The organism is Tenacibaculum gallaicum (assembly GCF_003387615.1).
Classification (GTDB): Bacteria; Bacteroidota; Bacteroidia; order Flavobacteriales; family Flavobacteriaceae; genus Polaribacter; species Polaribacter gallaicus.
Genome location: NZ_QUNS01000005.1, coordinates 55,852 through 68,621, shown reverse-complemented (window position 1 = coordinate 68,621; position 12,770 = coordinate 55,852). Strand labels below are relative to the sequence as shown.

General features: G+C 31.2%; 12 protein-coding genes. 5 read left to right on the top strand and 7 right to left on the bottom strand.

What is annotated here, in order from left to right; genetic code table 11:
• Positions 1 to 38: 38 nt before the first annotated feature.
• Genes C7448_RS10520 through smpB form a run of 4 tightly spaced genes read right to left on the bottom strand, consistent with a single transcriptional unit; the run spans position 39 to position 2,966 of the window.
• A complete protein-coding gene (locus tag C7448_RS10520; RefSeq protein ID WP_115901340.1) occupies positions 39 to 989 on the bottom strand; it encodes a transketolase family protein in 951 nt (316 codons plus the stop codon).
• A 54-nt stretch (positions 990 to 1,043) separates the two neighbouring features.
• A complete protein-coding gene (locus C7448_RS10515) occupies positions 1,044 to 1,625 on the bottom strand; it encodes a Maf-like protein (RefSeq protein ID WP_115901339.1) in 582 nt (193 codons plus the stop codon).
• Complete coding sequence (locus C7448_RS10510) at positions 1,612 to 2,508, bottom strand: UbiA prenyltransferase family protein (protein ID WP_115901338.1); 897 nt, start codon at positions 2,506 to 2,508, stop codon at positions 1,612 to 1,614. The genes C7448_RS10515 and C7448_RS10510 overlap by 14 nt, the downstream gene beginning before the upstream one ends.
• On the bottom strand, positions 2,508 to 2,966 hold the full coding sequence (gene smpB / locus C7448_RS10505; protein WP_115901337.1) for an SsrA-binding protein SmpB: 459 nt from the start codon (positions 2,964 to 2,966) through the stop codon (positions 2,508 to 2,510). Before smpB ends, C7448_RS10510 begins: the two co-directional genes overlap by 1 nt.
• Positions 2,967 to 3,088: 122 nt before the next feature.
• Between smpB and C7448_RS10500 the strand changes: the two genes are divergently transcribed.
• Together C7448_RS10500 and C7448_RS10495 are read left to right on the top strand one after the other, a co-directional pair.
• Entirely contained in the window at positions 3,089 to 3,724 is a 636-nt protein-coding gene (locus C7448_RS10500; RefSeq protein WP_115901336.1) for an OmpW/AlkL family protein, read from the top strand.
• A gap of 134 nt (positions 3,725 to 3,858) precedes the next feature.
• Positions 3,859 to 4,581, top strand: coding sequence for a DUF6503 family protein (locus tag C7448_RS10495; protein ID WP_115901335.1), 723 nt, complete (start codon positions 3,859 to 3,861; stop codon positions 4,579 to 4,581).
• On the opposite strand, the gene C7448_RS10490 is transcribed toward C7448_RS10495, so the two are convergent.
• Both C7448_RS10490 and clpB read right to left on the bottom strand, forming a co-directional pair.
• Positions 4,578 to 5,090 (bottom strand): histidine phosphatase family protein, encoded by a 513-nt coding sequence (locus C7448_RS10490; RefSeq protein ID WP_115901494.1) that lies wholly within the window; start codon positions 5,088 to 5,090, stop codon positions 4,578 to 4,580. The genes C7448_RS10495 and C7448_RS10490 overlap by 4 nt on opposite strands.
• 95 nt (positions 5,091 to 5,185) lie before the next feature.
• Positions 5,186 to 7,789, bottom strand: a complete 2,604-nt coding sequence (gene clpB / locus C7448_RS10485) for an ATP-dependent chaperone ClpB (protein ID WP_115901334.1) — start codon at positions 7,787 to 7,789, stop codon at positions 5,186 to 5,188.
• Between the two features lie 156 nt (positions 7,790 to 7,945).
• Here clpB and ytxJ point away from each other — a divergent pair, with 156 nt between their 5' ends.
• Both ytxJ and C7448_RS10475 read left to right on the top strand, forming a co-directional pair.
• Positions 7,946 to 8,338 (top strand): bacillithiol system redox-active protein YtxJ, encoded by a 393-nt coding sequence (ytxJ, locus tag C7448_RS10480; RefSeq protein WP_115901333.1) that lies wholly within the window; start codon positions 7,946 to 7,948, stop codon positions 8,336 to 8,338.
• Positions 8,339 to 8,408: 70 nt separating this feature from the next.
• On the top strand, positions 8,409 to 9,965 hold the full coding sequence (locus C7448_RS10475; protein ID WP_115901332.1) for a DEAD/DEAH box helicase: 1,557 nt from the start codon (positions 8,409 to 8,411) through the stop codon (positions 9,963 to 9,965).
• A gap of 70 nt (positions 9,966 to 10,035) precedes the next feature.
• On the opposite strand, the gene fahA is transcribed toward C7448_RS10475, so the two are convergent.
• A complete protein-coding gene (gene fahA, locus C7448_RS10470; protein ID WP_115901331.1) occupies positions 10,036 to 11,313 on the bottom strand; it encodes a fumarylacetoacetase in 1,278 nt (425 codons plus the stop codon).
• 171 nt (positions 11,314 to 11,484) lie between these two features.
• On the opposite strand from fahA, the gene glyA reads away from it, so the two are divergent.
• Positions 11,485 to 12,759, top strand: coding sequence for a serine hydroxymethyltransferase (gene glyA, locus C7448_RS10465; RefSeq protein WP_115901330.1), 1,275 nt, complete (start codon positions 11,485 to 11,487; stop codon positions 12,757 to 12,759).
• The last annotated feature ends 11 nt before the right edge of the window (positions 12,760 to 12,770 follow it).

The window sequence follows — 12,770 nt, the reverse complement described above, 5'->3', positions numbered from 1 at the left end:
TAAAAGTGATGTATTTATTGTTTAGTTGTTTATGTTTTTTATTTTCTAGAAATAACTTTTTTAACTGCTTTTACTATGGCTTCATCATTTAGACCGTATTTTTTCATTAACTGATCTGGAGTAGCAGATTCCCCAAAACTATCATTTACAGCAACAAATTCTTGTGGAGTAGGGGCATTGGTAGTTAAACAACGGGCTACACTTTCTCCTAAACCTCCATATTTGTTATGTTCTTCTGCAGTAACTACACAACCTGTTTTAGCAACAGATTTTAAAATAGTTTCTTCATCTAATGGTTTAATAGTATGGATGTTTATTACTTCAGCAGAAATACCTTTAGCTTCTAACTGCTCAGCAGCTTGTAAAGCTTCCCATACTAAATGACCAGTAGCAACAATAGTCACATCGTTACCATCGGTAAGTTGGATAGCTTTTCCTATTTCAAAAGGTTGATCGGTCATAAACACTGGTACTTTTGGACGACCAAAACGTAAATATACAGGTCCTTTATGCTCTGCTATAGCCAAAGTTGCAGCTTTTGTTTGGCTGTAATCACAAGTGTTTATTACAGTCATTCCTGGCAACATCTTCATTAATCCAATATCTTCTAAAATTTGGTGTGTTGCTCCATCTTCACCTAAAGTTAATCCTGCGTGAGAAGCACAAATTTTTACATTCTTATCAGAATAAGCAACTGATTGACGAATTTGGTCATAAACTCTACCAGTTGAAAAGTTTGCGAATGTACCCGTAAAAGGAATTTTTTCTCCAATAGCTAATCCAGCTGCAATTCCTATCATGTTTGCTTCAGCAATTCCTACTTGATAAAAACGCTCAGGGTGGTTTTTGGCAAATTCATTCATTTTTAATGAACCAGTTAAATCTGCACATAAAGCTACAACATTAGGATTTTTTTTCCCTAATTCGGTTAAACCATCACCAAACCCAGATCGGGTATCTTTTTTTTCTGTGTAAGTATATTTTTTCATCAGTTTGTGTTGTGTAAATACGCGTCAAAAATAATCTTTTATATAGATGTAAAGCTACAAATTTGATAATTCTTTGTAAAGTTTATGAACAGGAAATCCCATCACATTAAAATAACTTCCTTCAATTTTTGTAATTCCTATTTTACCAATCCATTCTTGAATTCCATAAGCTCCAGCTTTATCAAAAGGCTTATAAGTGTTTATATAGTAGTCAATTTCTTCGTCTAATAACTTTTTAAAGCTAACAATGGTAGTGTCATTTATAGTTTTTTGAAATGATTTACTAGTAATGCATATAGAGGTGATAACTTCGTGTGTAGTATTGGATAGTTCTTTGAGCATTTGAAATGCTTCCTCGTAGTTTTTAGGTTTCCCTAAAGCTTTGCTATGTATCCATACGATAGTGTCCGATGTTATTAATAACTCATTTTCTTTTAAATCTTTTTTAAAAGGGGAAGCTTTTAAATTGGCTAAAAAGTCAGTTATTTCTGTATGGTTTAGCTCTTTTGGGTAAATCTCTTCTACCTCCTTTATTTTGATAGAAAAAGGAATATCTAAGCTTTTTATTAATTCTTGTCTTCTAGGAGAGTTTGAAGCAAGAATAATAGAGTATTTTGATAGTTTAGTTGATAACATATTTAATATAGTAAGCTATGGTAGGAACACTTAAGAGGGCAAAAAAGAAGTTAAAGTAACTAATTTTATGTAATATTTGGTAATCTTTAGTTTCAGAAGCTACCATTAAACGGTAAATAAAGTATAGCTCAGGAATTGTTCCTAATAACATAATGGTTGAAAAAATGAATTTATTTTTAATAAAAGCAATTGCTATAGAAAACACAAAAAAACAACCTATCACAGATAGCATCAAAGCTATATTTTTAGCTCTTTTTCTACCTAGTAAAACTGGTAAGGTATTTTGTTTGTTTAAGTTATCTTGATTTACGTTAATAATGTCAATAATTATTTCAATAACGATATTACTCAAAAAAGAGATAACTACGTAACCAATAGTTATTAGTTGCAGGTCGTAAAAAAGCTCCCATTGTTTTATAGATAAGTTAAGAGGAAAATCAAACCATAAAAGTGTTAGTAAAGCAAAAGGCTTTAGGAAAGAAGTGACAATATTACTGAAAAAAGTTTTTTGAATATTATTTTTAGAATATAAGTATACAATGATGGGGCAAGTAATAAAAATAAAACCATACCATGGCTTACTTATTTTAACAGATAAAAATAAACCTATTATAATACCTATAAACATTAAGTAGATAGATGTTTTTTTTGCTTTTTGTAAAGGGAATTTAGTTTTTTTTTGTGGACTTCTGAAGTAAAAACTTGTTAGATAACCAGATGCTAATAAAAAAGCGCTAGAAATAGATAATAGTCCTAAATCAAGAAAAGAAAGGGTTGTTTTAAAACCATAACCGTGTAAAAAAGAAAACTTAAATAAGAATAAAATAAAAATAAAGTATACAATTTTCTTCCACTGTATGATATTTAAAAAAGTATCATTCATTAATTATAAGCCTTTTTAATTCTGGCTAAATCACGTTTATTATCACGGTCTTTAATATTTTGTCTCTTATCATGAGTTTTCTTTCCTTTCGCAAGAGCAATATCTAATTTAGCCCAACCTTTTTCATTAATGAATAAACGTAAAGGCACAATTGTACTACCTTTAGCTTCAACCTCTCTTTCAAGTTTTTTTAATTCACGTTTATTTAGCAATAAACGGCGCTCACTTTTAGGGTTATGGTTGTAATGATGTCCAAAGGCATATTCCTCAATGTACATGTTTACTACAAAAAGTTCACCTTTATCATTAAACTCACAAAAACTTTCAGTAATTCGAGCTTTGCTTTGTCGTATTGATTTTATTTCAGTACCAGTAAGTTGAATTCCTGCTGTGTATCTATCAAGTATCTCGTATTCAAAACGAGCCTTTTTATTCTGTATGTTAATTTTTTTTTGCATAAAATAGAACACAAATATAACTATAATTTTAAGTTGTTAAATAAAATTATTAGGCTATGATTTAAGTCATGTTTTTAGAGAAGAGTGGAGTGTAATTTTGCTCAAAACTTAAATTTATAATCATGAGAAAAATTATATTAAGTATTGTATTAGGAACATTGTTTTTTAGTAGTGTAAATGCACAAGAGACTTCTAAAAAAAATGATTTTAAAAAATGGCAAGCGCGTTTTAGATGGGTAACTGTTTTACCTAATGAATCAGCAACAATTGGTACTATTGGTGGTGATGTTGAAATAGGTAAAAACTTTATTCCTGAGCTTGATTTTACCTACTATTTTACTGAAAATATAGCAGCTGAATTAATTTTAGGAACGACTAACCATGATGTAAAAGCTGTAAACACGGCTTTAGGAAATGTTAATTTAGGTGATGTTTGGTTGTTACCTCCAACATTAACGTTGCAATATCATTTTAATATAAGTGATTTTAAACCTTATGTAGGAGCTGGTGTAAATTATACTATTTTTTATGATGCTGATCCAGGAGCAGTGGTTGATGTAGACTATGAAAATGGCTTTGGATATGCACTTCAATTAGGTTTCGATTATGATTTAGACGATACTTGGTTTTTAAACGTAGATGGTAAGTATATTGGATTAAGTACTAATGTTTCTGTAAATGCAGGTGTAGCAACAGTACCAGCTGAAGTAGATATTAACCCGTTACTAATTGGTTTTGGAGTAGGTATGAGGTTTTAAACCAATAAGTTTTAATCCCCTTGTATAGAGCTACGTAATTGTAGCTCTATTTTTTTATGTTAAACTTAACAAGTAAAATTAATGAATACTTGTAAATTTGTTTACGATTTAACGACCAAAACAAACAAAATTTTATGCGATTTTTATACATTTCACTACTATTATTAGTTGTTTCATGCAAGCCAAAATTTACTGCCCAACAAATAATAGATAAGTCAATAGAGTATTCTAAATTAAATGAAATAGGAAACGCTACAATTTCCTTTAACTTTAGAAAAAATCATTATAAAGCGACTAGAAATAATGGTACTTTTAAATTAGTTAGAACTATAAAAAATGACTCAGTAACAATAAAAGATGTGTTATCGAATGAGAATTTCAGACGCTTTGTAAATGATAGCTTAGTTGAACTAACAGAAAAAGATAAAAATCGCTATAGCAATTCTGTGAATTCGGTTCATTATTTTTCTGTCTTACCTTTTGGGTTAAATGATAAAGCAGTTCAAAAAAAGTTATTAGAACCTGTTACTATAAAAGGAAAGGAGTATTATAAAATTAGAGTCACTTTTGCAGAAGAGGGCGGAGGAGAAGATTTTGATGATGTGTTTATATATTGGTTTGCAAAAGATAGTTTTCAAGTAGATTATTTAGCGTATAAATACCATACAAATGGAGGAGGAGTACGTTTTAGAGATGTAAAAGAGGAAAAAATAGTAAACGGAATCCGTTTTGTAGACTATAACAATTATAAGCCTTTAGATAAGGATATTAACTTTTACACTATTGATAAATTATATGAAGAAGGTAAGCTGAAAAAACTTTCTGAAATTATTTTAAATAATATTGAATTAAACTAATCAATTTTTAATCTTTCTGAGGATGTTTTTTTCTTGTCAGAAGAAGTTTTAACTGAAACAACAAATACACTAGAATTGTCATTATCATCCATTTGGTTGTATTTTTTTAGATTTAAAATTTTGTTAGTAAAAGAAGGAGTAGTGTTACTATGACCAACTATTAAAACAGATTTTCCTTTTGTGTTTTTCTTAAAACCATCATCGTACATCTTATTTGGATCGTAGATAATGATGTCTAATTTTTTACTTTTTGCTACTGGAGTCACAGTTTGTATTGTTCTGTTATAATTAGTAGAATATACAGCATCTAAATGAATGTCTTCAAAATAATTTTTCCATTTTTCAGCTCGCTGTAATCCAATTTCGTTTAAGTTCGGATTTTTATTTGTTTGATCTGTTCTATCTTTTTCAGCATGACGAATTAAGTAATAAGTAGTATTAACTTCTTTTTGTGAGTAAGAAATTAATGTACCAAGGGCAAGAATACAAGCTAAAAGATATTTTTTCACGATAAGTAATTGTTTTGAAGAGCCAATATAGTTAAAAATAAAAAGCGGTGCTTTTTTAAACACCGCTCTCTATAAACTAACTATAAAATAAATAGTTAGCTTTCTATTAAATCAGATTGATTTCTAAATACCAATTCATTATCAAAAGCGTCTAGTAAAATAACACTATCAGTAGTTACTTGACCTGATAAAATTTCTTTAGATAATTGATTTAAAACTTCTTTTTGAATCACTCGCTTTACAGGACGTGCACCAAATTCTGGTTGATATCCCTTTATAGCTAAATAAGCAATAGCTTCATCAGTAGCATCAAAAATGATGTTTTGTTTCGCAATCATCTTTTTAACACTATTCAATTGTAGTTTTACAATTTCTTTAATATTCTCTTCGGATAGCGGAGTAAATAAAATAATATCATCAATTCTATTTAAAAACTCAGGTCTTACCGATTGTTTTAATAAACCTAAAACTTCTGTTTTTGCTAAATCCATAGTTGTATGAATATCACCTTTCATAGTATCAAATTTTTCTTGGATAATATGACTTCCCATATTAGAGGTCATAATAATAATGGTGTTTTTAAAATCAGCAATGCGACCCTTATTATCAGTTAACCTACCTTCATCTAATACTTGTAGTAAGACATTAAAGGTGTCAGGGTGCGCTTTTTCAATTTCATCTAACAGCACAACTGAATAAGGTTTTCTTCGAACAGCTTCTGTTAATTGTCCACCTTCGTCATAACCTACGTATCCTGGAGGTGCTCCAACCAATCTGCTTACGGAATGACGCTCTTGATATTCACTCATATCAATACGAGTCATCGCATTTTCATCGTCAAATAAATATTCAGCTAAAGCTTTTGCTAATTCTGTTTTACCAACCCCAGTTGTTCCTAAGAATAAGAACGAACCAATAGGTTTATTTGGGTTCTGTAATCCTGATCTAGAACGACGTACCGCATCAGAAACTGCTTCAATAGCTTCTTCTTGACCAACTACACGGTTATGTAATTCATCTTCTAATTTTAATAATTTTTCACGCTCTGATTGTAACATTTTAGTCACAGGAACTCCCGTCCATTTAGCTACAACTTCAGCGATATCATCATAAGTAACCTCCTCTTTAATCAATGCATTCTCACTTTGATTGGCTAAAATTTCTTGTTGTTTGTCAAGTTCTTCATGTGCATTCTTTATTTTACCATAACGTAACTCAGCTACTTTACCATAATCACCATTACGTTCAGCTTTTTCAGCTTCAAGTTTATAGTTTTCAATGTCAGTTTTTAAACTCTGAACAGTATCTACGACGCTTTTTTCTGACTGCCATTTGGCATTGATTTCATTACGTTCTTCCTTTAAGTTAGCTAAATCAGCATTCAATGATTTTAGTTTCGTTTCATCATTTTCACGCTTAATTGCTTCAATTTCAATTTCCAATTGCATTATTTTGCGATCTAACACATCTAATTCTTCTGGTTTAGAATTGATTTCCATACGTAATTTAGAAGCTGCTTCGTCCATTAAATCAATAGCCTTATCAGGTAAAAAGCGATTGGTAATATAACGTTGAGACAACTCTACAGCTCCAATAATAGCTTCATCTTTAACACGAACTTTGTGGTGTGCTTCGTATTTATCTTTAATACCACGTAAAATAGAAATAGCGCTCTCGGTATCTGGTTCATCTACCATTACTTTTTGAAAACGACGCTCTAAAGCTTTGTCTTTCTCAAAATATTTTTGATACTCATCTAGCGTAGTTGCTCCAATAGCTCTTAGTTCTCCACGAGCTAAAGCTGGTTTTAAAATATTAGCAGCATCCATAGCTCCTTGACCTCCTCCAGCGCCTACTAAAGTATGAATTTCGTCAATGAATAGTACGATGTCTCCTTCAGACTTTGTAACTTCTTTTACTACAGATTTTAAACGTTCTTCAAACTCACCTTTATATTTGGCTCCAGCAATTAGCGCTCCCATATCTAAAGAGAAAATTTGCTTTTCTTTCAGGTTTTCAGGAACATCACCACGAATAATTCGGTGTGCCAATCCTTCTGCAATAGCTGTTTTTCCAGTACCAGGCTCACCAACTAAAATAGGGTTGTTTTTTGTTCTACGCGATAAAATTTGTAATAAACGTCTAATCTCTTCATCACGACCAATTACGGGATCTAATTTTCCGTCTTGTGCTAATTGATTTAAGTTTTTAGCATATTTATTCAAAGAGTTGTAAGTATCTTCAGCACTTTGGGAGGTAACACGATTTCCTTTACGTAACTCCTCAATAGCTGCTTTTAAACTTTTCTCAGTAACACCTTGGTCTTTTAATACTTGTGTTATTTGACTTTTAGAGTTGAAAATAGCTAAAATTAAATGTTCAATAGAAACGTATTCATCGTTCATTTTTTTAGCAACGATGGAAGCCTCATTTAATGTTTTGTTAGCTTCGCGAGAAAGCATTAAATCAGCACCAGTAACTTTAGAAAAACTTTCTAATTGTTTATCTAATACCTGTTGTACAACATCAATATTAATGTTTAACTTCTTTAGTATGAAAGGAAGTACATTTTCATCGACTAAAAATAAAGCTTTGAAAATGTGTTCATTTTCTATAAGGTTGTTGCCATAGCTTTGCGCTAATTGTTGCGCTTGCTGTATGGTTTCTTGTGATTTTATTGTATAATTGTTAAAATTCATATCGTTTTTATTTTTCTCAAATAAAAGTCAAATTCAATACCAATTGATTTTTTAAAGAGAAAAAAGACATTTTGTCTTTAAAAATGAATTTATCATGACTTTTTGACTGGTATTGTAATAGTTAAGAGTAAAATATGTTATTAAAATAAGGATTTTATGGGAGTATTAAGTACTATTTTTGGAAGAAAAGAGATAAATAGAGGAGAAGATAAATCGTTTATCAACTGGATATCATTAACTTCATTAGAGCAAATAAAAGAGATAAAAGAATTATCAAAAAAAGAGCCCGTAGCTATTTTTAAACATTCAACAAGATGTGGTATTAGCAGTATGGTAATTAAACGTTTTGTAAACAGTTTTGATGAAGAGTTAAAAGACTTTAAAGTGTATTATCTTGACTTGCTTAGTTATAGAGAGATTTCTAATGAAATAGGGCATACTTTTCAGGTTTTACATCAATCTCCTCAGTTGTTGGTAGTTAAAAATGGAGAAGTGATTTCACATGCTTCTCATTATGATATTGCTCGTATTAATTTAAAAAAAATCTAAAAAAGATGCCATTTTTAATGGGATTTCCTTAAATACCTCGTATTTTTGCATATTTCAAAATTATAGAGATTTGAGTAACGAAACAGCAACTTCACAACCAAAGAAAGGAAAAAATTTATACGATTATCAAAAAGAAGCATTGCACAAGATTTTCAAAAGTTTTGAGAATGCCCCCGAAAATTACCATTTACTTTATCAACTACCTACTGGAGGAGGAAAAACAGTCATTTTCTCTGAAATTACACGTCAATACTTAAAGCATTATCAAAAGAAAGTATTGATAATGACGCACCGAATAGAACTGTGCAAACAGACCGCGAAAATGCTTAAAGAATTTGGTGTAGTTAATAAAATTATTGATAGCAAAGCAAGTTTAGAGGACCAAGATGAGTTTGATTGCTTTGTGGCCATGGTTGAAACCCTAAACAATCGTTTAAATGACGATATGTTAGATATTTCAGACGTTGGTTTAGTAATTATTGATGAGGCTCACTATAACTCATTTACTAAACTATTTAAGTTTTTTGATAGATCTTTTATACTAGGGGTAACAGCAACTCCTTTAAGTTCAAATATTAAGCTTCCTATGAAAGATAATTATGACGAACTTATTGATGGGGAAAGTATTGGAGCCTTAATTCAAAATGAATACTTAGCGAAAGCAAATATTTACTCTTACAATGTAGGGTTAACTTCGTTAGAAGTAGGAGCAAATGGAGATTATACAGTAAAATCATCAGAAGATTTATATACGAATACCGATATGCTTTCTAAGCTTTTACAAGCTTATGAAGAACGAGCAAAAGGAACTAAAACTTTAATTTTTAATAATGGTATTAATACATCATTACATGTATATGATACCTTTAAAAGAGCAGGATATCCAATTGCCCATTTAGATAACACGAATACTAAAAAAGAACGTGATTTTATTTTAAAGTGGTTTCATAAAACACCCAATGCAATTATTACTTCGGTTAGTATTTTAACAACAGGATTTGATGAGCCTACAGTAGGATCTATTATATTAAATAGAGCTACGAAGTCTTTAACACTGTATTATCAGATGATTGGTCGTGGTTCTCGTATTTTACCAGGGAAGTCAGAATTTAATGTAATTGATTTAGGTAATAACTTCCATCGTTTTGGACCTTGGGGTGCTGATTTAGATTGGCAAAAAATGTTTAGAGCTCCAAACTTCTATTTAGATAACTTATTATCTGATGAAGAAATAGAAAATGACTTTAAATATGAACTACCCGCGGATGTAAAAGCTGAGTTTGCAAATTCTAAAGATCTATACTTTGATGTTAAAAAAGTATATAGAGATACCATACAAGGAGGAGAATCATCAAAAAGAGTATTAGAAAAATCAATAGAACATCATGCTAAAATGTGTGTTGAAAATAGTGAAGATGTTTTTGATGCGCTTATTTTAGCTAAAAAATTAGGAGGCGATATTGATGATAGAATTTTTAGATATTCAAAATGTATATCAAAAAGCACACATAATTTTATTGACTGGTTGCAAGATGATTATCGTAAAAAATTAAACAGTTATTTACGAAGTAATTTTGATGAAGTGTATGAACAAATTCACGGTCACCCACCACCAGAAGAAGAGTAGAAATTGATATAAAATAAAAATCCAGTTCGTACGAACTGGATTTTTTTATAATTATATTTGATTAAAGTGTTTATTTAGCAGGTAATACCTTACCTGAACATTCACCAAAACCAATTCTAACTTTTTCATTCTTAGAGTAACCACGCATAATAACGGTATCGTTATCATTGATAAACTTACGCTCGCTACCATCATTCATTTTTATTGGGTTTTGACCTCTCCAAGTTAATTCTAACATAGAACCAAAACTGTCTTGAGTAGGCCCGGAAATAGTACCACTACCCATCATATCACCTGCATTAATAGGACACCCGTTTACAGTATGATGTGTTAATTGTTGTACCATTGTCCAGTACATATATTTAAAGTTAGAGTTACAAACTACAGTTTCCTCTTTACCTTCAGGTTGAATAGCCATTTGTAAATTAATATCGTAACTGTCTTTTCCTTCTTTCTTTAAATAAGGTAAAGGTTCATATACTTGTTCTGGGTTATCTACCCTAAACGGCTCTAAAGCATCTAAAGTAACAATCCAAGGTGAAATTGTTGAAGCAAAACTCTTTCCTAAGAAAGGTCCTAAAGGAACATATTCCCATGCTTGAATATCACGAGCAGACCAGTCGTTAAATAATACTAATCCGAAAATATATTCTTCAGCTTCTTCAATAGGAATTCTGTCTCCTAAATCGTTAGCAACGGTAGTAATGAACGCCATTTCTAATTCAAAATCTAATAATTTTGAAGGACCAAAGTTAGGTGTAGTTTCTCCCTCACTAGGACGTTGTTGTCCGATAGGACGACGAACTGGAGTTCCAGATGGTATAATAGAAGAACTTCTTCCGTGGTAACCAATAGGAATTTGTAACCAGTTTGGTAGTAAAGCGTTTTCAGGATCTCTAAATAAGCTTCCTACATTGGTTGCATGCTCTTTACTTGCGTAAAAATCGGTATAATCTCCTACAGAAACAGGAAGTTGCATTTCTACTTCATCCATTCTAAAGATTATTTTGTCTTTGTGCTCAGCATTATCTCGTAGCTTACTGTTTTTTACATCAAAAACATCAGCGATTCTATTACGAACTAAACGCCAAGTTTTGCGTCCGTCAGCAATAAAATCATTTAAGGTATCTTGTAAGAAAATATCGTCTGTTAACGGAATCCCATCAAAATATCCTAATTGATGTAAGGCACCTAAATCAATCGCATAATCACCGATTCTTGTACCAATCGTTATAATATCATCTTTTGTAAGAAAAACCCCAAAAGGTATGTTTTGAATAGGAAAATCTGAGTTTTCAGCTACAGTTAACCAAGATTTTCTATTCGGGTTATTAGCAGTTATTTCCATTTATCGTTTTTGTTATATTTTCATCAAACCTACATATTTTTTTCAATTTACCCCAAAAAGATGAGTAAAAAAAATGTGAAAGTATTTTAGAGTAAACTTCTTTAAAAATCGTCAAAAAAGGATACATAAAATTTAGTACATTTGGCTACTTTACACAGCAAAACAAACAACATGCAAAAAGATCATCAAATATTTGATTTAATTCAAGAAGAAAAAGAACGTCAACTAAATGGGTTAGAGCTAATTGCTTCTGAAAATTTTGTAAGCAACCAGGTAATGGAAGCCCAAGGATCAGTTTTAACAAATAAATATGCTGAAGGATACCCTGGTAAACGTTACTATGGAGGGTGTGAAGTAGTAGATGTCGTGGAGCAAATAGCCATTGATAGAGCAAAAGAATTATTTGGAGCAGAGTATGTAAACGTACAACCACATTCTGGGAGCCAGGCAAATACAGCAGTTTTTGCAGCTTGTTTACAACCAGGTGATACTATTTTAGGATTTGATTTATCTCACGGAGGTCACTTAACACATGGTTCACCAGTAAATTTTTCAGGAAAATTATACAACCCAGTATTTTACGGAGTAGTAAAAGAAACAGGGTATATTGATTATGATCATTTAGAACAACAAGCAAAAGAGCATAAACCTAAATTAATCATTGCAGGGGCTTCAGCTTATTCTCGTGATATTGATTTTAAAAAGTTTAGAGAAGTTGCTGATAACGTTGGTGCTATTTTAATGGCTGATATTTCGCATCCAGCAGGACTAATAGCAAAAGGAATTTTATCTGATCCGTTACCACACTGTCATATAGTTACTACAACGACTCACAAAACATTACGTGGACCTCGTGGTGGAATGATTATGATTGGAAAAGATTTTGAAAATCCGTTCGGATTAAAATTAAAATCAGGAAAATTAAAGAAAATGTCTACATTGATTAATTCTGCTGTATTCCCAGGAAATCAAGGCGGACCATTAGAGCATGTTATTGCCGCAAAAGCTGTTGCTTTTGGTGAAGCATTAACAGATGAGTTTTTAGAATATCAAATTCAGGTAAAAGAAAATGCACAGGCAATGGCGAAAGCATTTGCAGCTAAAGGATATGAAATTATTTCTGGAGGTACAGATAACCATTGTATGTTAATTGATTTACGAAATAAAAAGCTTACTGGAAAAGCTGCTGAAGATGCTTTAGGTAAAGCAGATATTACAGTAAATAAAAACATGGTTCCTTTTGATACTGAATCACCATTTGTAACTTCAGGTATCCGTGTGGGTACAGCTGCAGTTACTACACGTGGTTTGAAAGAAGACGATATGGAAGTAATCGTAGGCTTGATTGATGAGGCATTAATGAATGCTGAGAAAGAAGAAGTATTAGAAACAGTAGGAGAGAAGGTATATGACTTAATGCATAACAGACGTTTGTTTATTATGTAGAAGGCAGTGTT